Genomic DNA, 23,363 nt, shown 5'->3' with positions numbered 1-23,363 from the left:
ACAGGCCGCCTCTCCACCCCTGACCCGGCACCCGGAGAAGACCCGACCGCCCGAACCGCCCGAACCAAATGGAGCAGGACGTTGTCCCGTCAGGTGTTCCTCTACGACCCGCCGGACCGTTTCGTCGCCGGTACGGTCGGGCTGCCTGGCCGCCGCACCTTCTTCCTCCAGGCCACCGCGGCCGGCCGCACCACGAGCGTCGCACTCGAGAAGGCCCAGGTCGAAGCGCTCGCCGAGCGCATCGACGAGCTGCTCGACGAGGTCGTCCGGCGCACCGGCGGCAGCGCCCCGGTGCCCGCCGTGGCCCCCGCCGAGCTCAGCGACACGGAGCCGCTGGAGACCCCCGTCGAGGAGGAGTTCCGCGTCGGCACCATGGCCCTGGCCTGGGACGGCGAGCATCAGCGCATGATCGTCGAGGCACAGGCCCTCGTCGAGCTGGACGCCGACACCGACGAGGACCTCGCCGAGGCCGAGGAGCGCCTCCTGCAGGACGAGGCGAACGGCCCGCCGATGCTGCGCGTGCGGATCACCGGCACCATGGCCCGCGCCTTCGCCAAGCGCGCCCTGGAGGTCGTGAACGCCGGCCGCCCGCCGTGCCCGCTGTGCAGCCTGCCGCTCGACCCGGAGGGACACGTATGTCCGCGCCAGAACGGATACCGCCGCGGGGCGTGACGCCGCGGAGCGTCACGCCGCACGAACTGCTGGCCAAAGGCGAGCTGACGGTGCGCGGCCGGATCGCCGAGGCGTCCAACGCGGTGCTGTACTGCACGGTCGAGTACGCGGGCGTGAGCGCCGCGTGCGTCTACAAGCCCGTCGCGGGGGAGCGGCCCCTGTGGGACTTCCCCGACGGCACCCTGGCCCAGCGCGAGGTCGCCGCGTACGAGCTCTCCGAGGCCATGGGGTGGGGACTCGTTCCGCCCACGGTCCTGCGTGACGGCCCCTACGGCCAGGGCATGTGCCAGATGTGGATCGACGCCCCCGAGGACGCGGAGGAGGGCGGTGAGCGGCTCCTGGCGCTGGTCGAGGGAGCGGAGCCGGGCCCGGGCTGGAAGGCCGTGGGCCTGGCCGACGTGGGCGGGGACCGCACCGCGCTGCTCGTGCACGCCGATGACGAGCGGCTGCGGCGGCTGGCCGTCCTCGACGCGGTGATCAACAACGGCGACCGCAAGGGCGGCCACCTGCTGCCCGCCGCGGACGGCCGGCTGTACGCCATCGACCACGGTGTGACCTTCAACGCGGACGACAAGCTGCGCACGCTCTTGTGGGGCTGGGCGGGTGAACCGCTGACGGAGGAGGCGCTGGAGGCGCTGCGGCGGCTTTCGGCCAATCTGGCCGACGGGAGCCCCTTGGCGGGGCGGCTCGCCGAGCTCCTCACGGCCGGGGAGATCGCGGCGCTGCGGGACCGGGTGGCGGATCTGCTGCGTACGGGGCGGCATCGCGAGCCGTCGGGGCAGTGGCCCGCGATTCCGTGGCCGCCGGTTTAGCGGCCGGTTCAGTGGCCGCCGGTTCAGGCCGAGCCCACCGGTACCGGCCCCGGCCCCGGCCCCGTGTGGCCGGGTAAGCACAGCGCAGCGGACCTGCGCAAGAGCGTGTGTTCGGCCAACAGCCGGATCCGGTTCGTATCCGGAACATGCGTCCGGTTACGCTCGTGACATGCATGCCTGGCCCGCTTCTGAGGTTCCCGCCCTGCCCGGCAGTGGCCGCGACCTCCGGATCCACGACACCGCGACCGGCGGACGAGTGCCCCTCGCCCCTGGCCCCGTCGCCCGTATCTACGTCTGCGGCATCACGCCGTACGACGCCACCCACATGGGACACGCGGCGACCTACAACGCGTTCGACCTCGTTCAGCGCGTGTGGCTCGACACCAAGCGGCAGGTTCACTACGTCCAGAACGTCACCGACATCGACGACCCGCTGCTCGAGCGCGCCGTCGCCAACGGTGACGACTGGACCGAGCTCGCCGAGCGCGAGACCGCCCTCTTCCGCGAGGACATGACCGCGCTGCGGATGCTCCCGCCGCAGCACTACATCGGTGCCGTCGAGTCGATACCGAAGATCGTCCCCCTGGTGGAGCGGCTGCGCGACGCCGGCGCCGCCTACGAGCTCGACGGCGACGTCTACTTCTCCGTCGAGTCCGACACGCACTTCGGCGAGATCTCCGGCCTGGACGCGGAGGCCATGCGCCTGCTGTCCGCCGAGCGCGGCGGTGACCCGGACCGCCCCGGCAAGAAGAACCCCCTGGACCCCATGCTGTGGATGGCCGCCCGCCCGGGCGAGCCCAGCTGGGACGGCGCCTCCCTCGGCCCCGGCCGCCCCGGCTGGCACATCGAGTGCGTCGCCATCGCCCTGGAGTACTTCGGCATGGGCTTCGACGTCCAGGGCGGCGGTTCCGACCTCGTCTTCCCGCACCACGAGATGGGCGCCTCCCACGCCCAGGTGCTCACCGGCGAGCACCCCTACGCCAAGACCTACGTCCACGCCGGCATGGTCGCGCTCCACGGCGAGAAGATGTCCAAATCCAAGGGCAACCTCGTCTTCGTCTCGGCCCTGCGCCGCGACGGCGTCGACCCGGCCGCGATCCGGCTCGCGCTCCTCGCGCACCACTACCGCGCCGACTGGGAGTGGACCGACGCCGTCCTGCACGAGGCCGTGGAGCGCCTCGGCCGCTGGCGCGCCGCCGTCTCGCGCCCCGACGGCCCGTCCGCCGACGCGCTGGTGGAGGAGATCCGCGAGGCCCTCGCGGACGACCTCGACTCGCCGCGCGCCCTCGCGGCCGTCGACCGCTGGGCCGCCGCCCAGGCCGCCGACGGCGGTACCGAGGAGGGCGCGCCCGGCGTCGTCTCCCGGGCCGTCGACGCGCTGCTGGGCGTCGCGCTCTGACGCGCTGACACCGCACGACCGCACAGGGGGCGCTCTCCGCCGGGAGCGCCCCCCTTCATTTGTGAAGACCTCTGTGTGTGCGGCGTGGGGCTCCGCGGGCTGTGCTTCCGTGAGCCGGTCGGCCGATCAGCCGGCCTCCGGGTCCCGTCGGAAGGACGACCGCCATGGCAGCACCCATCTCCCGCCGAAGACTCCTGGGCGCCGGTGCCGCGCTGGGGACGCTGGCGGCCGCCGGTCCCCTGGCCACGGCGGCCCGCGCGGAGCCGGCCGGAGGCCTGTGGCCCACCGAGTTCCCCCTCCCGGACGGCTTCCGGCCCGAGGGCATCGCGACCGGCCCGGGCCCGTACGCCTGGTTCGGCTCGCTCGGCGGGGGCTCGCTCTACCGCGCGAGCCTGGCGACGGGCCGCGGCGAGACCGTCCCCACCGGGACGGACGCCATGTCCATCGGCCTCAAGACCGACCGGCACGGCCGGGTCTTCATCGCGGGCGGGCCCTCGCGCCGACTGCGCGTCGTCGACGGCCGCAGCGGGCGGATCCTCGCCTCCTACGAGGTCGGCAGGCCCGCCACCGTGATCAACGACGTGGTGCTCACGCCCGGCGCCGCCTGGTTCACCGACTCGACCCAGTCCCAGCTCTACGGCCTGCCGCTCGGCCCGCGCGGCGAGCTGCCGGCCCCGCGCGACGTGGTGACCCTGCGGCTGAAGGGCGAGTGGGCGGAGGCCCCCGCCGAGGGCTTCACCACCAACGGGCTGGAACGCACCCCCGACGGCCGCGGCCTGCTGGTCATCAACGTCTACGCGGACGGCGGGAGCCTCTACCGCGTCGACCCCCGCAGCGGCGATGCGCGCCGCGTCGACCTCGGCGGGGCGAAGCTCCCCGACGGGGACGGCGCCCTGCTGCTCGACCGTACGCTCTACGTCGTCCAGCAGATCCAGAACGCCGTGGACGTCTTCCACATGGACGCCACGGGCCTGCGCGGCCGGGCGGTCACCCGGATCACGGACCCGCGCTTCCGGATCCCGACCACGGTCGCCGCGTACGGCGACCGCCTCTACCTGCCCAACTCCCGCTTCACGGAGCAGCCGACGCCGACGACGAAGTACAACGCGGTGGCGGTGCGGCAGGTGCACTGAGGCCGCGTGCCCTTGTATGCCTCTCAGGCGGGCAGGACCGGCGGCCGGCCCTGCGTCCAGGCGATGCGCAGTGCCAGCCGCCGGAAGCGCCAGCCGCCGTCGGCGCTCCTGACGGCCTCGGCCTCGCAGTGCCCGCCGGACACGAAGAGCCGTTCCCCCCGCGCCTCGCCGTTCCCCTCTGCTCCGCCGTCCTCCTTCAGGACGTGGGTGCTCAGCTGGTTCCAGCGCAGAGCGGCACGGTCGCCGTCCAGCTCGACGTCGAGGTCCGTCCCGAAGTGCACCGTCCGCTCGAAGAGCGCCATGGCCCCGCCGGTCGACGACAGCTGGGCGTCGATCCCCTCGTACACGCCGACGGGCGTCTCGCTCCACGCGTCGTCGGTGAAGAAGGTGCGGGCCCACGCAGTGTCGAACGGGCCCTCGTCGAGTGAGCGGAGATAGCGGGTGACGAGGCGTTCGACGGCGGCGCGGTCGGTGAGGGCGCGGAGCTGTTCGTTCATCTGGTTCAGGTCCATGACCAAAGCTTGTGACCTCAACCAAACGTGAGGTCAAGCCGAGCCCCTACCGCCCGCGCTCAGCGCGCGTTGAAGTACGTGGCGTCGGGGTGGTGGATGACGATGGCGTCGGTGGACTGTTCGGGGTGGAGCTGGAATTCCTCGGAGAGGTGGACGCCGATCCGCTCCGGCTGGAGGAGGTCGGCGATCTTTGCGCGGTCTTCGAGGTCGGGGCAGGCTCCGTAGCCGAGGGAGAAGCGGGCGCCGCGGTATTTGAGGGCAAACATGTCCTCGACGTCGTCGGGGTCTTCGCCGGCGAAGCCGAGTTCGGCGCGGACGCGGGCGTGCCAGTACTCGGCGAGGGCTTCGGCGAGCTGGACGGACAGGCCGTGGAGTTCGAGGTAGTCGCGGTAGGCGTCGGCGGCGAACAGCTCGGCCGTGGCCTCCCCGATCCGGGAGCCGACGGTGACGACCTGCAGGCCCACGACGTCCTTCTCACCCGACTCCTCGGGCCGGAAATAGTCCGCCAGACACAACCGCCGCCCGCGCCGCTGCCGCGGGAACGTGAAACGCGTCCGCTCGGTGCCGTCCTCGCCCAGGAGGATGAGGTCGTCGCCCTTGGAGTAGCAGGGGAAGTAGCCGTAGACGACGGCTGCTTCGAGGAGGTTCTCGGTGTGGAGTTTGTCCAGCCAGCCGCGGAGCCTCGGGCGGCCTTCGGTCTCGACGAGTTCTTCGTAGGTGGGGCCGCCGGCGCGGGCCTGCTTCAGGCCCCACTGCCCCTTGAACAGGGCGCCTTCGTCGAGCCAGGACGCGTAGTCCTTCAGCCCGATGCCCTTGATCACCCGCGTGCCCCAGAACGGCGGCTCCGGCACCCGGTTATCCGTCGCCACATCCGAGCGGACCGAACCCTCCGGCTCCTGAACCTCCAGCACAGCAGCCGTATCCCGCTTCGCCACCCGCCGCTGCTTCAGCTCCGGCAACACCGCCCCCGGCACACCCCGCTTCACCGCGATCAGCGCATCCATCAACCGCAGACCCTCGAAAGCATCCCGCGCGTAACGGACTTCACCCTCATAGATCTCGTGCAGATCCTGCTCCACATACGCCCGGGTCAGGGCCGCACCCCCCAGGATCACCGGATACCGGGCGGCGAGCTTGCGCTGGTTGAGCTCCTCCAGGTTCTCCTTCATGATCACCGTGGACTTCACCAGCAGCCCCGACATCCCGATCACATCGGCACGATGCTCCTCAGCCGCCTCAAGGATCGCCGAGACGGGCTGCTTGATACCCAGGTTCACGACGTTGTAGCCGTTGTTGGACAAGATGATGTCGACCAGGTTCTTACCGATGTCATGGACGTCACCACGGACCGTGGCCAGCACGATCGTGCCCTTGCCCTCCGCATCCGACTTCTCCATGTGCGGCTCCAGATACGCCACCGCGGTCTTCATCACCTCGGCCGACTGCAGCACGAACGGCAACTGCATCTGCCCCGACCCGAACAGCTCACCGACGACCTTCATACCCTCCAGCAGCGTGTCATTGACGATCTCCAGCGCCGGCCGCCCCGCCAGCGCCTCATCCAGATCCGCCTCCAGACCGTTCTTCTCGCCGTCGATGATGCGCCGCTGGAGCCGCTCGTCGAGCGGCAGGGCGAGCAGCTCCTCGGCCTTCCCGGCCTTCATCGACTTGGTGTCCACACCCTCGAAGAGCTCCAGCAGGTGCTGCAGGGGGTCGTAGCCCTCGCGGCGCCGGTCGTAGATCAGGTCGTGGGCGGCCCGGACCTGCTCTTCTTCCAGGCGGGCGATCGGGAGGATCTTCGAGGCGTGGACGATGGCCGAGTCGAGGCCGGCCTTCACGCACTCGTCCAGGAAGACGGAGTTGAGGACCATCCGGGCGGCCGGGTTGAGGCCGAAGGAGATGTTGGACAGGCCGAGCGTCGTCTGGACGTCCGGGTGGCGGCGCTTGAGCTCGCGGATCGCCTCGATCGTGGCGATGCCGTCCTTGCGGGACTCCTCCTGGCCCGTGCAGATGGTGAAGGTGAGGCAGTCGATGAGGATGTCCGACTCCTGCACCCCCCAGTTGCCCGTGAGGTCGGCGATCAGCCGTTCGGCGATCTCGACCTTCTTCTCGACGGTGCGGGCCTGGCCCTCCTCGTCGATGGTGAGCGCGATCAGGGCGGCGCCGTGCTCCGCCGCCAGCCGGGTGATCTTCGCGAAGCGGGAGTCGGGGCCGTCGCCGTCCTCGTAGTTGACGGAGTTGATGACGGCGCGGCCGCCGAGCTTCTCCAGGCCGGCCTGGATGACGGCCGGTTCGGTGGAGTCGAGGACGATGGGCAGGGTGGAGGCGGTGGCGAAGCGGCCCGCGATCTCGGCCATGTCGGCGACGCCGTCACGCCCCACGTAGTCGACGCACAGGTCCAGCAGGTGGGCGCCCTCGCGGATCTGGTCACGGGCCATCTCCACGCAGTCGTCCCAGCGGCCCTCCAGCATGGCCTCGCGGAACTTCTTCGAACCGTTGGCGTTCGTCCGCTCACCGATCGCGAGGTAGGAGGTGTCCTGGCGGAAGGGGACGGTCTGGTAGAGGGACGCGGCGCCCGGCTCGGGGCGCGGCCGCCGCTCGGTGGGCTGCATGCCGCGGACGCGCTCGACGACCTGCCGCAGGTGCTCGGGGGTCGTGCCGCAGCAGCCGCCCACCAGCGAGAGCCCGTACTCGCGTACGAAGGTCTCGTGGGCGTCCGCCAGTTCGGCCGGGGTCAGCGGGTAGTGCGCGCCGTCCTTGCCCAGGACGGGGAGGCCGGCGTTGGGCATCGCCGAGACGCGCGTACGGGCGTGCCGGGAGAGATAGCGCAGGTGCTCGCTCATCTCGGCCGGGCCGGTTGCGCAGTTCAGGCCGATCATGTCGATGCCCAGTGGCTCCAGCGCCGTCAGGGCGGCTCCGATCTCCGAGCCGAGGAGCATCGTGCCGGTGGTCTCCACCGTGACCTGGACGAGCAGGGGCAGGTCGGCGCCCAGGGCCTCCAGGGCGCGGCGGGCGCCGATGACCGAGGCCTTGGTCTGGAGCAGGTCCTGGGTGGTCTCCACCAGGACCGCGTCGGCTCCGCCCGTGACGAGGCCTTCGACGTTTTGCTGGTAGGCGTCCCGCAGGGCGGTGTAGGGGGCGTGGCCGAGCGTCGGCAGCTTCGTGCCGGGGCCGACCGAGCCCAGGACCCAGCGCGTGCGGCCGTCGCGGGCGGTGAAGTCGTCGGCGGTCTCGCGGGCGACGCGGGCGCCCGCCTCGGAGAGCTCGAAGATCCGCTCGGGGATGTCGTACTCGCCCAGCGCCGCCAGGTTCGCGCCGAAGGTGTTGGTCTCCACGCAGTCCACGCCGACCGAGAAGTAGGCCTCGTGGACGGAGCGGACGATGTCGGGGCGGGTCACGTTCAGGACCTCGTTGCAGCCCTCCAGCTGCTCGAAGTCCTCCATGCTGGGGTCCTGCGCCTGAAGCATCGTGCCCATGGCCCCGTCGGCCACCACGACCCGGGAGGCGAGCGCCTCCCGCAGTTCGGAGGCTCGGGCGGTGCTTGCGGTCGATGGCGTGAACGAGGCCATGGAAGTGCTCCCGGGGTTGCGACGGCTGTCGGCTTTGCGCCTTCCGGAAGAAGACGCACGCCGTCAGCGTAACCGCCTGCAGCGGAATTCGGGCGGGTGTCCCACACCTCGGATACGCGATGGATACGCGGTCGCCGGGGCCGGGCGCAGCGCCCCGGGCCTCTCGGCGATCATGGTTCCGCCGCCGGTCAGCTATCTCCCGGTCGGCATCGGCCGATAGTGTTCAGCAATGCCGAACGGGCATTTCGGAGGAGGTTGAGCGATGGCACGGACCATCCAGTCGCTCGAACGGGCGGCAGCGATGCTACGGCTGCTCGCGGGGGGCGAACGACGGCTGGGTCTGTCCGATGTGGCCTCCGCGCTGGGGCTGGCCAAGGGCACGGCACACGGCATTCTGCGCACCCTGCAGCAGGAGGGCTTCGTCGAACAGGACCCCGCGTCGGGGCGCTACCAGCTCGGCGCCGAGCTGCTGCGGCTGGGCAACAGCTACCTGGACGTGCACGAGCTGCGCGCCCGTGCCCTGCTGTGGGCGGACGACCTGGCCCGCTCCAGCGGGGAGAGCGTCTACCTGGGTGTCCTGCACCAGCAGGGCGTGCTGATCGTCCACCACGTCTTCCGGCCCGACGACAGCCGTCAGGTGCTGGAGGTCGGTGCGATGCAGCCGCTGCACAGCACGGCCCTGGGGAAGGTGCTGTGCGCCTACGACCCCGTGGCGCACAGCCAGCTGCTGGAGGCCGAGCGCGAGGCGTTCACCGTGCAGACGGTCACCGCCCTGCCCGACCTGGAGGGCGTGCTGGACCTGACCCGGGCCCGCGGCTGGGCCGCGGACGTCGAGGAGACCTGGGAGGGAGTGGCCTCCGTCGCGGCCCCCATCCACGACCGGCACCGGATGCCGGTGGGTGCCGTCGGCATCACCGGTGCGGTGGAGCGGGTCTGCGAGGACGGGGAGCTGCGGGGGAAGCTGGTCGCCGCCGTCCGGGACTGTGCGCGCGCCGTCTCCCGCGACCTGGGTGCGGGCCGTTTCTGATGTCCGGCCCATTGGTGTGCCCGGTGGCGACTACCGGGTACTACCAGTCGGTAACCCCGAGTGTTCGACACATTGATTTTCGGCCACTCGGGTGGAGAGTTTTCGGTCACAGGGCTCTTGACGGGCCCTTAACCGTGCAGAAAACTGCCGTTCATCGGTCGGCATTGTCGAACACCTAACGACAATATTCGCTATGGTGGACACTGCGCGGGCCGATCGAAGCTCTCCATCGGAGAGCTGCGGACCGCCGGAGGGACCCGGGGTTCGCCTTCCCCTGGACGAAGGACAAAGGAGTCGCGGGTGTCCAGCTCCGACATCTTCACCGGTGAGCTCATCGGTACCGCAGTGTTGATCCTGCTCGGCGGCGGCGTGTGCGCCGCCGTCACCCTGAAGCGTTCGAAGGCACAGAACGCGGGCTGGCTCGCCATCACGTTCGGCTGGGGCTTCGCCGTACTGGCCGGTGCGTACATCGGCACCAAGTCCGGCGCGCACCTGAACCCGGCCGTCACGTTCGGCCTCGCCATCGACGGCGCGGTCAAGTGGAGTGACGTTCCGCTCTACATCGGCTCCCAGATGCTGGGCGCGATGATCGGTGCGACGCTGGTCTGGCTCGCCTACTACGGTCAGTTCAAGGCGCACCTGACGGACCCGGAGCTCGTCGCGAGCCTCAACCCCGCCGAGGGCATGGTCGACCAGACCGCGACGCCCCAGGCCGGCCCGGTGCTCGGCATCTTCTCCACCGGCCCCGAGATCCGCAACGCGGTGCAGAACCTCGTCACCGAGATCATCGGTACCGCCGCGCTGGTGCTCTTCATCCTCACCATGGGTCTGACGAAGGGCCTGGCCACGAGCGGCACGGGCACCCTGATGGTCGCCCTCGTCGTCGTCGGCATCGGCCTCTCGCTCGGCGGCCCGACCGGTTACGCCATCAACCCCGCCCGTGACCTCGGCCCGCGCATCGTGCACGCGCTGCTGCCGCTGCCCAACAAGGGCGGTTCAGACTGGGGCTACGCCTGGGTTCCGGTGGCCGGCCCGCTCATCGGCGCCGCCCTGGCCGCAGGCATCCACAAGATCGCGTTCTGATCCCCCGCCGAGACCTTCAGACCTCAGGAGCTAGAGACACCATGACCGACGCGCACAGCCAGGGCCCGTTCATCGCGGCGATCGACCAGGGCACCACCTCCTCCCGCTGCATCGTCTTCGACCGCGACGGACGCATCGTCTCCGTCGACCAGAAGGAGCACGAGCAGATCTTCCCGAAGCCGGGCTGGGTCGAGCACGACGCCGCGGAGATCTGGACCAACGTCCAGGAAGTCGTCGCCGGCGCCGTCGAGAAGGCGGGCATCACCGCCGCCGACGTCAAGGCCATCGGCATCACCAACCAGCGCGAGACCACGCTGCTGTGGGACAAGCACACGGGCGAGCCGGTCTACAACGCCATCGTCTGGCAGGACACCCGCACCGACGCCCTGTGCAAGGAGCTCGGCCGCAACGTCGGCCAGGACCGCTTCCGCCGTGAGACGGGCCTGCCGCTGGCCTCGTACTTCTCCGGCCCGAAGGTCCGCTGGCTGCTGGACAACGTCGAGGGCCTGCGCGAGCGCGCCGAGGCCGGCGACATCCTCTTCGGCACCATGGACTCCTGGGTCATCTGGAACCTCACCGGTGGCACCGACGGCGGTGTGCACGTCACCGACGTCACCAACGCCTCCCGCACGATGCTGATGAACCTCCGCAGCCTCGACTGGGACGAGCGCATCCTGGAGTCGATGGAGATCCCGGCCGCCCTGCTGCCGGAGATCCGCTCCTCCGCCGAGGTCTACGGCACCGCCAAGGGCGGCGCCCTCGCCGGCGTGCCCGTCGCCTCCGCGCTCGGCGACCAGCAGGCGGCCCTCTTCGGCCAGACCTGCTTCTCCGAGGGCGAGGCCAAGTCGACCTACGGCACCGGCACGTTCATGCTGATGAACACCGGCGACGAGCCCGTCAACTCCTACAACGGCCTGCTGACCACCGTCGGCTACCGCATCGGCGACCAGAAGCCCGTCTACGCCCTCGAGGGCTCCATCGCCGTCACCGGCTCCCTCGTGCAGTGGATGCGCGACCAGATGGGCCTGATCAAGAGCGCGGCCGAGATCGAGACGCTCGCCAGCTCCGTCGAGGACAACGGCGGCGCCTACTTCGTGCCGGCCTTCTCCGGCCTGTTCGCCCCCTACTGGCGCTCCGACGCGCGCGGTGTCATCGCGGGCCTGACCCGCTATGTCACCAAGGCGCACATCGCCCGCGCCGTGCTCGAGGCCACCGCCTGGCAGACCCGCGAGATCACCGACGCCATGACCAAGGACTCGGGCGTCGAGCTGACCGCACTCAAGGTCGACGGCGGCATGACCTCCAACAACTTGCTGATGCAGACCCTCTCGGACTTCCTGGACGCACCCGTCGTGCGCCCGATGGTCGCCGAGACCACCTGCCTCGGCGCTGCCTACGCCGCCGGCCTCGCCGTCGGCTTCTGGCCGGACACCGACGCGCTGCGCGCCAACTGGCGCCGGGCCGCCGAGTGGACCCCCCGCATGGACGCGGACACGCGTGACCGCGAGTACAAGAACTGGCTCAAGGCCGTCGAGCGGACCATGGGCTGGATCGAGGACGAGGAGTAATCATGACAACCCCGCAGAGCGTTCCGACCCTGGGAACGCACCCGGCTGCCGGCGCCAACCCGGGCCGCGCCGAGACCCGGGAACGGCTGTCCAAGGCGACGTACGACCTCCTGGTGATCGGTGGCGGCATTCTGGGCACCTCGGTGGCCTGGCACGCCGCGCAGTCCGGTCTGCGGGTCGCGATGGTGGACGCCGGCGACTTCGCCGGCGCCACCTCCTCCGCCTCCTCCAAGCTCGTCCACGGCGGTCTGCGCTACCTGCAGACCGGCGCGGTCAAGCTGGTCGCGGAGAACCACCACGAGCGCCGGGTGCTGGCCAAGGACGTGGCCCCGCACCTGGTCAACCCGCTCACCTTCTACCTGCCCGTGTACAAGGGCGGCCCGGTCGGTGCGGCCAAGCTCGGCGCCGGTGTCTTCGCCTACTCGGCGCTGTCCGCCTTCGGCGACGGCGTCGGCAAGGTGATCTCCCCGGCCAAGGCCAAGGCCGACAACCCCGGTCTGCGCACGGACAACCTGAAGGCCGTCGCGGTCTACTACGACCACCAGATGAACGACTCCCGCGTGGCCGTCATGACGGTCCGCGCGGCGGTCGAGTCCGGTGCCGTCGTCCTCAACCACGCCGAGGTGACCGGCCTGCGCTTTACGCACGGCAAGGTCACCGGCGCGGAGCTCAAGGACCGCATGGACGGTTCGGAGTTCGGCATCGACGCGCGCGTCGTCCTCAACGCCACCGGCCCGTGGGTGGACCACCTGCGGAAGCTGGAAGACAAGGGCGCCGCGCCGTCGATCCGCCTCTCCAAGGGCGCGCACATCGTGATGAAGCGCAAGTCGCCGTGGAAGGCCGCCATGGCCACCCCGATCGACAAGTACCGCATCACCTTCGCCCTGCCGTGGGAGGACCAGCTGCTGCTGGGCACCACCGACACCCAGTACGAGGGTGACCCGGCGGACGTGCGCGCCACGGAGGAGGACATCCAGCAGATCCTCGACGAGGCGGCGTTCTCCATCCAGGACGCGGACCTCGACCGCGACCTGATGACGTACGCCTTCGCCGGTCTGCGCGTGCTGCCCGGCGGGCCGGGCGACGTCGCCCAGGCCAAGCGCGAGACGGTCGTCTCCGAGGGCAAGGGCGGCATGCTGTCCGTCGCCGGCGGCAAGTGGACGACCTACCGCCACATCGGCCGTACGGTCATGAAGAAGCTCGCCCAGGTGCCCGGCAGCCCGCTGACCGAGGACATGGAGCCCATCTCCAGCCTGGTCCGCCGCACCCCGCTGCCGGGTGTCGCGAACCCCAACGCGGTCGCCCACCGCCTGCTCGTCGACCGCGAGCCCGGCGCCCGCATGGACCCGCTGACCGCCCGCCACCTCGCCTCGCACTACGGCTCGCTGTCCTTCGACATCGCGCGCCTGGCCAACGAGAACCCCGAGCTCGGCGAGCGCATCCACCCCGACGGCCCGGAGATCTGGGCCCAGGTCGTCTACGCCCGCGACCACGAGTGGGCCGAGACCGTCGACGACGTCCTGCGTCGCCGCACGACCCTGACCATCCGCGGCCTGGACGACGAGAACGTCCGCGCCCGGGTGAAGGACATGCTGGCCGACAAGGGCTGACCCGCCCGTAGCGCCGCAGCCCAGGGGGGAAGGACGCCTCGCGTTCTTCCCCCTAGGCGTTCTCTTTCGGCCACACGGCAACTGACCTGCTGTTTTTCTCGTCCCTACAGAAAACGAGGGGGCGAGATGAAGAATCGGGCGGGCCGGTCCCTGGCGGCCAGGGTGCGCGCGTGGCGTCCGGGCCGTAAGACGGTGATGCGCGTGGCGCTCGCCCTGGCCCTGGTGGTGCTGGTGCCCGTCGTCGCCGCGGGCAGCGCCCTGCGGGCGTCCTACGCCGGATCACCCGCGAAGGACGCCGTCACCCGCGGCCGGGACGCCGTGTGGCTGGGCCACGCCTGGCTCGACGGACGGCGCGGCCCGGCCGACCTCGCCGCGCTCAAGCGCCGGCTCGACGGCACGGGCATGCGCGACCTCTACGTCCACGCGGGCCCGCTGGAGCACGACGGCACCCTGCCCGCCACCGCGCACGCGAACTCGCGCAAGCTGGTCGGCTCCCTGCACCGCGAACTGCCCGGCATCCGCGTCCAGGCGTGGCTCGGCGACAAGCTCGTGCGCCCGGGCGAGGGCACGGGCGGCCTGCGCCTGGACTCGGCGCCCGCGCGGGCCGCCGTGGTGGAGAGCGCCCGGCAGGTCATGCGGGCCGGCTTCGAGGGCGTCCACCTCGACGTCGAGCCCGTGCGCACCGGCGACCGCGACTTCCTCACCCTGCTGGACGCCCTGCACCCGGCCGTGCGGTCCGCCGGGGGAGTGCTGTCGGTCGCGGCCCAGCAGATCGACCCGGTGCCCGCGATGCACGCCGCGGCGCGCTTCGTGGGCAGCCCCAAGTGGTGGACCCAGCGCTATTTCGGCCAGGTCGCGCGCCGCACCGACCAGATCGCGATGATGTCGTACGACACCGCGCTGCCGGTCGAGAGCCTCTACGGCGGCTACGTCGCGCGCCAGACGGAACTCGCCCTGCAGGTCACGCCCTCGGGCACCGACCTGCTCATGGGCCTGCCCTTCTACCACACCGACGACATGGGCCACCACGGTCACGCCGAGACGGCCGCGGCGGCCGTGCGCGGCGCCCGGCTCGGCCTGACCCGCGAGGACCGGGACCGCAAGCGGTTCGGGCTCGCGCTCTACGTCGACTTCGCGGCCACCGAGGACGACTGGCGTGCCTACCGGACCGGCTGGGGAGCAAGGGGCTGAGGAAGAGCCCGTACAGGGGCTGCGACCGGGCAGCGGGGAAGCCGTAGTCTTGTGGTCGCACAACAGAGCAGCAATGAAAAGCACTGCAGAACAGATTGCAGAGAAGGAGGCGCTGGGTGATCGAGCTTGAGGGGGTACCCGAGCTGATCGACCCGGTCATGATCTGTGCCTTCGAGGGCTGGAACGACGCGGGGGACGCCGCCTCCAGCGCGGTCGCGCACCTGGACCGGGAGTGGAAGGGCGAGGTCTTCGGCGCGCTCGACGCCGAGGACTACTACGACTTCCAGGTCAACCGCCCCACGGTCTGGCTCGACGGCGGCGTCCGGAAGATCACGTGGCCGACGACCAGGCTGTCCGTCGTCCGCACCGGCGGCGGCGAAGGCAAGGGTGCGCCGCGCGACCTCGTCCTGGTGCGCGGCATCGAGCCCAGCATGCGCTGGCGCTCGTTCTGCAACGAGATCCTGGGCTTCGCCCACGAGCTCGGCGTGGAGCTGGTGGTCGTCCTGGGCTCGCTGCTCGGGGACACCCCGCACACCCGGCCCGTTCCGGTCAGCGGCGTCACCTCCGACCCGGACCTCGCACGGACCATGGATCTGGAGGAGTCCCGCTACGAGGGCCCGACCGGGATCGTCGGCATCCTCCAGGAGGCCTGCACCCACGCCGGCGTCCCGGCGGTGAGCCTGTGGGCGGCCGTCCCGCACTACGTCTCCCAGCCGCCCAACCCGAAGGCCACCCTGGCGCTGCTGAACCGCCTGGAGGACCTGATCGACCTGCGCATCCCGCTCGGCGAGCTGCCGGAGGACGCGCGGGCCTGGCAGCTGGGCGTCGACCAGCTGGCCGCGGAGGACAGCGAGGTCGCCGAGTACGTGCAGTCCCTGGAGGAGGCGCGCGACACGGCGGACCTGCCGGAGGCCTCCGGCGAGGCCATCGCCCGCGAGTTCGAGCGCTACCTGCGCCGCCGCGATCCGCAGCAGGGCGACGGCTCGTACCTGCGCGACACCACCAGCGGGCGCACGCGCCCGCAGCGGCAGCCCAAGGACGAGGCGGCTGCGCCCGAGGAGGAGACCGAGGGACCCGAGGACGAGGCCTGAGGCGGCGGCCGCGGCGGTGACGGGGCCCGGGCGAGGCCCCCGATGTGACGAATCTCCGATATCGAAGAGACGTCCGCAACCGTCCGCCGTACACTTGTCGGTCCGGTGAAGGCCGGTTCGCACAGCCCCGCGAGGGGCTGTGCGAACCGGCCTTCTCGTCCCCTCAGGAGGTGTGCCCCGGATGACCAGCAGCATCCCCGTTGCCCCGCCGCGCGCGGCCGCAGGTTCCGCCCTGCAGGCGGTCCTGCTCGACATGGACGGCACCCTCGTCGACACCGAGGGGTTCTGGTGGGAAGTGGAGGTCGCCGTCTTCGCCGAGCTGGGCCACCAGCTCCTGGAGGAGTGGCGCGAGGTCGTCGTCGGCGGCCCGATGACGCGCAGCGCCTCCTTCCTCATCCGGGCCACCGGCGCGAAGATCGCCGTGACGGAGCTGTCCGTCCTGCTGAACAAGCGCTTCTCCGAGATGATCGGGCGCGGCGTGCCGCTGATGCCGGGCGCCCGCAGACTGCTCGCCGAGCTCGCCGCGCACAAGATCCCCACCGCGCTGGTCTCGGCCTCGCACCGGGAGATCATCGATCGCGTGCTGCTGTCGCTGGGCCCGGAGAACTTCACCCTGACCGTCGCGGGCGACGAGCTGGAGCGCACCAAGCCGCACCCCGACCCGTATCTGCTGGCGGCCGCCCGGCTCGGGGCGGAGCCGGGCCGGTGCGCGGTCGTGGAGGACACCCTGACCGGGGTGACGGCCGCGGAGGCGGCCGGCTGCCGGGTGGTGGCGGTGCCGTCGGTGGCCCCGATCCCGCTCGCCGCCGGGCGGACCGTCGTGGGCTCCCTCGAGGAAGTGGATCTCGGTTTTCTCCGGGGGCTGATCACGGGAATGCACTCTCCCGTGCACTGAGCGTGCCCCGGAGAAAGTTCAAGGAACTCTGGGCGCCGGAACGAGTGTTTTCCGTGACGAATGCACTGACCTAATTCCCGCAGCCCGCCGGGAAGTCGTCCGAGTGACCTTCGTCACCGCACCCGGCGGCGGTGCGTGCGGGAACGGTCACCCGGTGACGCCCTCGCGGAGGTTGAAGCACACCCTTGTGTCCGGATTGATGATCGTGTGCGTGGATCGTTCCGGCGTCCGGATATCGCAGATCACCTCCCTTGTTATCACCGCGTGATATCGCGTCAACTTCTCCGTGTTCCGGCGGCAGTGGCCCCCGGCACTAATCTTTTCGCGAGAACTTCACGGCTTGCCCGTGGGCCCGCGTACCGGTCGCCGGTAGGGTCCCGGGAACCGAACGCACCACAGGGAGAACCCCACACAATGAACCGCAAGACGTTGGTGCTGCCTACCGTGGCAGCCCTGCTGGCCCCCGTGCTCGTCGCCTGCGGCGGGAGCGACGGAGCCGGCAAGGGCAACGGCGCCATCGTCATCGGCACCACCGACCGGTTCGAGGAGACCACGGACGCCCCGGCGCCCTTCGATCCGGCCGCCGCCTACGACATCGGCGCGTGGAACGTTCTCCACAGCACCTTCCAGACACTTCTGCGGCTGCCCCGCTCCGGTACCACCCCGGTCGCCGACGCCGCCTCCAAGTGCTCCTTCGGCGACCGCAAGAGCGAGCAGTTCCGCTGCACCCTGCGCAGCGGCCTGAAGTTCTCCAACGGCCACGCGCTCACCGCCGAGGACGTCAAGTTCTCCATCGACCGCGCCCGCGCCATCAACTTCGAGAACGGCCCGGTCTCGCTGCTCAGCAACATCGACCGGGTGGAGACGCCGAACGAGCTCGAGGTCGTCTTCCAGCTGAAGTCGCCCGACGCGACGTTCCCGCAGAAGATCGCGACCCCGGCCGCCGCCATCGTCGACGCCGAGACCTACGACAAGAACAAGCTCGACAACGGCTTCAAGGTCGTCGGCTCCGGTCCGTACACGCTGCAGACCGAGGAGAAGGACGGCCGCGTCGTCAAGGCCGTGCTCAACCGGAACAAGAACTACCAGGGCGTCGTCCAGCTGCAGAACGACAAGGTCGAGATGCGCTTCTACGACGACGCCACGGCGATGGAGAAGGCCCTCAAGGCCGGCGACATCGACATCATGAACCGCACCCTGTCGCCCGAGCAGGTCAACCGCCTGCGCACGGACGCCGGCAAGGAAGTGCGCCTGCTCGAAGCCCCCGGCCAGGAGATCAGCTACCTCGCCTTCAACACCGACGACCCGGCGGTGAAGAACAAGGCGGTCCGCCAGGCCGTGGCCCAGGTCGTCGACCGCGCGGCGCTGGCCCGCGACTCCTACGGCCGCACGAACGACCCGCTGTACTCGCTCGTGCCCATGGGCATCACCGGGCACCAGAACTCGTTCTCCAACAAGTACGGTGACCCCAGCGCCGAGAAGGCCCGCAACATCCTGCGCGCCGGCAATGTGAGCACCCCGGTGCCGCTGACCCTCACCTACACCACCGACCACTACGGTGAGACGACCGAGAAGTCCTTCAAGGCCCTGCAGAAGCAGCTGAACGGCAGCGGGCTGTTCAACGTCAAGGTCCAGGGCGTGAAGTGGTCGGAGTTCCGGCCCGAGGCCGCGGCGGGCAAGTACGCCGCCTACGGCATGGGCTGGTTCCCCGACTTCCCGGACCCCGACAACTTCGTCGCCCCGTTCATCGGCAGGGACAACTTCCTCCGCTCGCCGTACCGCAACAGCAAGATCAGCAACGAGCTGATCCCCGAATCCCGCGAGGCCTCGCAGCGCGAGGCCGCCACGAAGTACTTCCAGCAGGCGCAGGACATCGTCGCCGAGGAGGTGCCGGTGCTGCCGCTGTGGCAGGGCAAGCAGTACGTGGCGGCCCGGGGGAACGTCACCGGTGCCGAGTGGGCGCTCAACTCCGCCTCCGAAATGCAGCCGTGGGAACTGGCCCGCGGCGTGTGAGGCACCCAGCCGTCAGACCGGTTCTGCCGACGACCTGTTCACGATTTGTTCAGAGACGAACAAGGAAACTGTGAGGAACGTGCACGTGAGGAAACGTGACCAGTGGCTTGCCGCCCCGCTCGGTGCGGGGCTCGCCGCCGCCCTGCTCACCGGGTGCGGTTCGGAAGACGGCAACGCCGGCGGCACCGGTGAGTCGGTGGTCATGGGGATGTCCGACGAGGTCGTGTCCACCGACCCGGCATCCGGTTACGACCCGGGCTCCTGGGTGCTGTTCAACAACGTCTTCCAGTCGCTGATGAGCTTCCCCAAGGGGAGCACCATCCCTCAGCCGGACGCCGCCGACAAGTGCAGCTTCAAGGACGAGAGCAGCACCGTCTATCAGTGCACCCTCAAGGAGGGGCTGAAGTTCAGCAACGGCCACGACCTCACCTCCGAGGACGTCGCCCACTCCTTCAACCGCACCCTGAAGATCAACGACGACAAGGGTCCCGCCAAGTCCCTGCTGTCCTCGATCAAGAACATCAAGACGCCGGACAAGCTGAACGTCGTCTTCGAGCTCAAGCGCTCCGACGCCACCTTCCCGCAGAAGATCGCCTCGGGTGCCGGCTCGATCGTGGACCACCAGGAATACCCCCTGGACAAGCTCCGCACCGACGGCAAGGCGATCGGCTCCGGCGTCTACAAGCTGGACTCGTACGACGAGAAGCAGGCCAAGTTCTCGGTCAACAAGAACTACAAGGGCGGTGCGGTCGTCCAGAACCGCGGCGTGACGATGAAGTTCTTCCACGGCGAGCAGGCCGCGCTCAAGGACGCCGTCCAGAAGGGCGACATCGACCTCGCCTACCGTGGTCTGGCCATGAAGGACATCGCCGACATCGACTCGGCCGCCGGCAAGCACAACCTCAAGGTCGTCGAGGGCACCAGCGCCGAGGTCCAGCACCTGGTGTTCAACACCAAGGACCCGGTGGTCGGCAAGGTCGGCGTGCGTAAGGCCATCGCCTACCTGGTCGACCGCAGCGCCCTGGTCCGCGACGTCTACAAGCGCACCGCCGAGCCGCTGTACTCGATCGTCCCCAGCGGCATCACCGGCCACAAGACCCCGTTCTACGACACCTACGGGGACCGGCCGCAGCCCGACAAGGCCGCCGCCGCCCTGAACTCCGCGGGCATCAAGGACAAGGTCAAGCTCACGCTGTACGCCACGCCGATCCGCTACGGCCCGGGCACCGTCCCGGAGTTCCAGGCGATCGCGCAGCAGCTCAACAAGAGCGGCCTCTTCGAGGCGGACGTGAAGTCCGTCCCGCTGAAGGAGTACGAGGACGGCGTTGCCGCCGGCAGGTACGGCGTCTACGTCAAGGGCTGGGTCCCCGACTACCCGGACCCCGACAACTTCACCGCGCCGTTCTTCGGCGAGGACAACGTGCTCTCCAACAACTACGAGTCCAAGGAGATCACCAGCCGCATCCTGGCCACCGCCGCCAACGGCAGCCGGCCCTCCACCGTCGGCGACTACGCCAAGGTGCAGAGCACCGTCGCCCAGGACGTGCCGATCCTTCCGCTGTGGCAGGGCAAGCAGTACGCCGTGGCCAACGAGCGGGTCTCCGGTCTCCAGTGGTCCCTCGACGCCTCCACCGTCTTCCGCTTCTGGGAGATCAGCAAGGCCGCGAAGGGCTGACCGGGCAAGTCCCCACAGCACAGTGCCCTCCTCCGGAGCTCCGGAGGAGGGCACTTGCCGTATGACCGGCGGAGGGACGACCGGCGTCGCGGCTACTGGGCGCCCGGGCGGACCAGACCGCTCTCGTACGCGTACACCGCGGCCTGGACGCGATCGCGCAGCCCCAGCTTGGTCAGGACGTGCCCCACGTGCGTCTTGACCGTGGTCTCGCTGACGAACAGGTCCGCCGCGATCTCCGCGTTCGACAGGCCGCGCGCCACCAGCTTCAGCACCTCGACCTCGCGGTCGGTCAGCGTGTTCAGCGTGTCCGGCAGCGGCTCCTCGCCTGAGGGCAGGTGACCCGCGTACTTGTCCAGCAGCCGCCGGGTGATGCTCGGCGCGAGCATCGCCTCGCCGCCCGCCACCACCCGGATCGCCTGGACCAGCTCATTGGCCGGCGCGTCCTTGAGCAGGAAGCCGCTCGCGCCCGCGCGCAGCGCCTCCACCACGTACTCGTCGAGGTCGAAGGTGGTCAGCACCAGGACCTTCGCCGGGCCGTTGCGGTCGGGGCCGGTGATCTGGCGCGTCGCCTCGACGCCGTCCATCCGGGGCATCCGGATGTCCATCAGGACCACATCGGGCTGCAGCGCCCGCACCTGGTCCAGCGCCTGCAGACCGTCCCCCGCCTCGCCCACCACCGCGAGGTCCTGTTCCGCTTCGAGAATCATCCGGAAGCCGGTGCGCAGCAGCGGCTGGTCGTCGACCAGTAGGACGCGGATCGCCACAGGAACTCCTTCGCTAGACCGGGTCCATTCTGCCCTGAGCCGCCCCCTGGGCGGGCACCCGGCCGTCGTGCTGTGCCACGACGGGCAGCGGATACGGCGGGGGAGTGCCCCCGAACTCCGGGCAGACCGCCTGGTGATCGCACCAGCCGCACAGCTTCGTCGGCCGCGGCCGCCACTCGCCGGTCTCCGTGGCCAGCACGATCGCGTCCCACAGGGCCCGCAGCTTGCGCTCGACCGCCCGCAGCTCCGCCTCCACCGGGTCGTAGGTGAGGACGTCCCCGCTGCCCAGGTAGACCAGCTGGAGCCGGCGCGGCACCTTGCCCTGCAGCTTCCACAGCACCAGCGCGTAGAACGTCATCTGGAAGAGGGCCTCGGAGCGGAACTGCGGGGGCGGGGCCTTGCCGGTCTTGTAGTCCACGATGCGCACGTCGCCCGTCGGCGCGACGTCCACCCGGTCGATGAAGCCGCGCAGCAGCGGCCCCGACTCCAGCTCCGTCTCCACGTACAGCTCGCGCTCGGCGGGCTCCAGGCGCGTGGGGTCCTCGAGGGTGAACCAGCGCTCGACCAGCCGCTCGGCATCCCCCAGCCACTTCGCCAGCAGCTGCGGGTCGTGCGCGCCGTCCTCGCCGTGGAAGAGCTCCGCGAGCTCGGGGCGGGAGGCCAGCAGCCGCTCCCACTCGCCCGGCACCAGCCCCTTGGCCCGCGCCGCCGTGCGCTCCGCCGCCGGCGCGTCGAAGAGCCGCTCCAGCACCGCGTGCACCACCGTGCCGCGGGTGGCCGCGGCGCTCGGCTTCTCCGGCAGCCTGTCGATCACCCGGAACCGGTACAGCAGCGGGCACTGCATGAAATCGCCCGCCCGCGACGGGGACAGGGCCTTCGGCCGCACCGCCCCCGTGCCCGTCTCCGCAGGCCCGCGCCTCACGCCGGCCCCGGCCTCCCCCGCAGGGGCCCCACTGTCCATACCCATGACAGAAAACCCTAAGGCCCGCCACCGACAGCCGGCGTCATACCATCGACCACAGACCCCTTCGCAGCATGACCGGGAGACCGCCGGCCGCCTGCGAGGGCCGCATCGGACGAGGGGACACCGTGGACAACAGCGGGCAGAGCAGGTCCGGCGGCGGGGGCGCCGGTGACCGGCAGCAGCCCGGGGACCGCCCCGAGCGCCCCCGCGAGAGCGGCGGCGGCATCCTCATGGGGCGCCCCTTCGGCGTGCCCGTCTACGTGGCCCCCAGCTGGTTCCTCGTCGCCGCCCTGATCACCTGGGTCTTCGGCGGCCAGCTCGACCGCGTCCTGCCCGAGCTGGGCCGCGCGCGCTACCTGGTCTCCCTCTTCTTCGCCGTCGCCTTCTACGCCTCGGTTCTCGTCCACGAGCTCGCCCACACCGTCGCCGCCCTGCGCTTCAAGCTCCCCGTACGGCGCATCCAGCTCCAGTTCTTCGGCGGCGTCTCCGAGATCGAGAAGGAGACCGAGACCCCGGGCCGCGAATTCGTCCTGGCCTTCGTCGGCCCCCTCCTCTCCCTGGTCCTCGCGGGCCTGTTCTACCTCGGCATGCTCGTCGTCGAGCCCGGCACCGTCCCCGGCGTCCTGCTCGCCGGCCTGATGGTCTCCAACCTCCTCGTCGCGGCCTTCAACCTGCTGCCCGGGCTCCCGCTCGACGGCGGCCGCATGCTCCGCGCCGTCGTCTGGAAGATCAGTGGCAAGCCCATGACCGGCACGGTCGCCGCCGCCTGGATCGGCCGCGCCCTCGCGGTCGCCGTCCTCATCGGCCTCCCGCTGCTCGCCCGCGCCGGCGGCATCGGCGCCTCCGGCGAGGACCTCGGAGGCCTCGACTCCCTCACCGACGCCCTGCTCGCGGCCATCCTCGCCGCCATCATCTGGACCGGCGCCGGCAACAGCCTCCGCATGGCCCGCCTGCGCGAACGCCTCCCCGGCCTGAGCGCCCGCGCCCTCACCCGCCGCGCCGTCCCCGTGCAGGCCGCCACGCCCCTGTCCGAGGCCCTGCGCCGCGCCGGGGAGGCGGGCGCCCGCGCCCTGGTCGTCGTCGACGGCCAGGGCAACCCCACCGCGCTCGTCCGGGAGGCCGCCATCGTCGGCGTCCCCGAGCACCGCCGACCCTGGGTCGCGGTCAGTGCCCTCGCCCAGGACCTCAAGGACGGCATGCGCGTCTCCGCCGACCTCTCCGGCGAGGAGCTCCTCGACACCCTGCGCGCCACGCCCGCCACGGAGTACCTGGTGGTGGAGGCGACGGGGGAGGTCTACGGCGTCCTGGCCACCACCGACGTCGAGCGGGCCTTCGTGGCCGCGATGGCCCGTACGCCCTCCTGACCGCTCACGGCCGTGCGCCCC

The 23,363-nt window shown here is 70.7% G+C and carries 18 protein-coding genes; 14 read left to right on the top strand and 4 right to left on the bottom strand.

All coding sequences use genetic code 11. From position 1 onward, the window contains the following. The first annotated feature begins 81 nt into the window (after positions 1 to 81). The 4 genes from FGW37_RS06720 (at position 82) to FGW37_RS06705 (ending at position 4,016) form a co-directional block, all read left to right on the top strand. The gene (locus tag FGW37_RS06720) at positions 82 to 672 is read left to right on the top strand and encodes a DUF3090 domain-containing protein (RefSeq protein WP_179080216.1); all 591 of its coding nucleotides are present in this window, start codon (positions 82 to 84) and stop codon (positions 670 to 672) included. Then, complete coding sequence (locus tag FGW37_RS06715; RefSeq protein ID WP_179080215.1) at positions 636 to 1,484, top strand: SCO1664 family protein; 849 nt, start codon at positions 636 to 638, stop codon at positions 1,482 to 1,484. The genes FGW37_RS06720 and FGW37_RS06715 overlap by 37 nt, the downstream gene beginning before the upstream one ends. Positions 1,485 to 1,653: 169 nt before the next feature. Beyond that, positions 1,654 to 2,883: a cysteine--1-D-myo-inosityl 2-amino-2-deoxy-alpha-D-glucopyranoside ligase gene (mshC, locus tag FGW37_RS06710; RefSeq protein WP_179080214.1), complete on the top strand. Its 1,230-nt coding sequence runs from the start codon at positions 1,654 to 1,656 to the stop codon at positions 2,881 to 2,883. Positions 2,884 to 3,047: 164 nt separating this feature from the next. Then, the gene (locus FGW37_RS06705) at positions 3,048 to 4,016 is read left to right on the top strand and encodes an SMP-30/gluconolactonase/LRE family protein (protein WP_179080213.1); all 969 of its coding nucleotides are present in this window, start codon (positions 3,048 to 3,050) and stop codon (positions 4,014 to 4,016) included. Between the two features lie 23 nt (positions 4,017 to 4,039). On the opposite strand, the gene FGW37_RS06700 is transcribed toward FGW37_RS06705, so the two are convergent. Next, positions 4,040 to 4,528, bottom strand: coding sequence for a nuclear transport factor 2 family protein (locus FGW37_RS06700; RefSeq protein WP_179080212.1), 489 nt, complete (start codon positions 4,526 to 4,528; stop codon positions 4,040 to 4,042). Between the two features lie 59 nt (positions 4,529 to 4,587). Further along, on the bottom strand, positions 4,588 to 8,097 hold the full coding sequence (metH, locus tag FGW37_RS06695) for a methionine synthase (protein WP_179080211.1): 3,510 nt from the start codon (positions 8,095 to 8,097) through the stop codon (positions 4,588 to 4,590). 262 nt (positions 8,098 to 8,359) lie between these two features. Between metH and FGW37_RS06690 the strand changes: the two genes are divergently transcribed. From FGW37_RS06690 to FGW37_RS06650, 9 genes are all read left to right on the top strand, one after another. Next, entirely contained in the window at positions 8,360 to 9,124 is a 765-nt protein-coding gene (locus FGW37_RS06690) for an IclR family transcriptional regulator (protein ID WP_179080210.1), read from the top strand. A 300-nt stretch (positions 9,125 to 9,424) separates the two neighbouring features. Then, complete coding sequence (locus FGW37_RS06685) at positions 9,425 to 10,207, top strand: MIP/aquaporin family protein (RefSeq protein WP_179080209.1); 783 nt, start codon at positions 9,425 to 9,427, stop codon at positions 10,205 to 10,207. 41 nt (positions 10,208 to 10,248) lie between these two features. Continuing rightward, positions 10,249 to 11,775 (top strand): glycerol kinase GlpK, encoded by a 1,527-nt coding sequence (glpK, locus tag FGW37_RS06680; RefSeq protein ID WP_179080208.1) that lies wholly within the window; start codon positions 10,249 to 10,251, stop codon positions 11,773 to 11,775. Between the two features lie 2 nt (positions 11,776 to 11,777). Continuing rightward, the gene (locus FGW37_RS06675) at positions 11,778 to 13,385 is read left to right on the top strand and encodes a glycerol-3-phosphate dehydrogenase/oxidase (protein ID WP_179080207.1); all 1,608 of its coding nucleotides are present in this window, start codon (positions 11,778 to 11,780) and stop codon (positions 13,383 to 13,385) included. A gap of 126 nt (positions 13,386 to 13,511) precedes the next feature. Further along, positions 13,512 to 14,576 carry a glycoside hydrolase family 18 protein gene (locus FGW37_RS06670; protein ID WP_246430296.1) on the top strand — a complete coding sequence of 355 codons (1,065 nt, stop codon included), beginning with the start codon at positions 13,512 to 13,514 and terminating at the stop codon, positions 14,574 to 14,576. Between the two features lie 116 nt (positions 14,577 to 14,692). Beyond that, positions 14,693 to 15,667, top strand: coding sequence for a PAC2 family protein (locus FGW37_RS06665; protein ID WP_058045155.1), 975 nt, complete (start codon positions 14,693 to 14,695; stop codon positions 15,665 to 15,667). Positions 15,668 to 15,848: 181 nt separating this feature from the next. Further along, a complete protein-coding gene (locus FGW37_RS06660; protein ID WP_179080206.1) occupies positions 15,849 to 16,562 on the top strand; it encodes an HAD family hydrolase in 714 nt (237 codons plus the stop codon). A 414-nt stretch (positions 16,563 to 16,976) separates the two neighbouring features. Next, positions 16,977 to 18,575, top strand: coding sequence for an ABC transporter substrate-binding protein (locus tag FGW37_RS06655; RefSeq protein WP_179080205.1), 1,599 nt, complete (start codon positions 16,977 to 16,979; stop codon positions 18,573 to 18,575). 85 nt (positions 18,576 to 18,660) lie between these two features. Next, complete coding sequence (locus FGW37_RS06650; RefSeq protein WP_179080204.1) at positions 18,661 to 20,250, top strand: ABC transporter substrate-binding protein; 1,590 nt, start codon at positions 18,661 to 18,663, stop codon at positions 20,248 to 20,250. A 92-nt stretch (positions 20,251 to 20,342) separates the two neighbouring features. On the opposite strand, the gene FGW37_RS06645 is transcribed toward FGW37_RS06650, so the two are convergent. Both FGW37_RS06645 and FGW37_RS06640 read right to left on the bottom strand, forming a co-directional pair. Continuing rightward, positions 20,343 to 21,014, bottom strand: a complete 672-nt coding sequence (locus tag FGW37_RS06645; protein WP_058045158.1) for a response regulator — start codon at positions 21,012 to 21,014, stop codon at positions 20,343 to 20,345. Between the two features lie 13 nt (positions 21,015 to 21,027). Continuing rightward, positions 21,028 to 21,981: a RecB family exonuclease gene (locus FGW37_RS06640; RefSeq protein WP_179080203.1), complete on the bottom strand. Its 954-nt coding sequence runs from the start codon at positions 21,979 to 21,981 to the stop codon at positions 21,028 to 21,030. Positions 21,982 to 22,049: 68 nt separating this feature from the next. Between FGW37_RS06640 and FGW37_RS06635 the strand changes: the two genes are divergently transcribed. After that, a complete protein-coding gene (locus FGW37_RS06635; RefSeq protein ID WP_179080202.1) occupies positions 22,050 to 23,342 on the top strand; it encodes a site-2 protease family protein in 1,293 nt (430 codons plus the stop codon). The last annotated feature ends 21 nt before the right edge of the window (positions 23,343 to 23,363 follow it).

Source organism: Streptomyces rectiverticillatus, assembly GCF_013394065.1.
Taxonomy (GTDB): Bacteria; Actinomycetota; Actinomycetes; order Streptomycetales; family Streptomycetaceae; genus Streptomyces; species Streptomyces rectiverticillatus.
The sequence above is the reverse complement of the archived record's forward strand: the minus strand, read 5'-3'. Positions and strand labels throughout refer to the sequence as shown.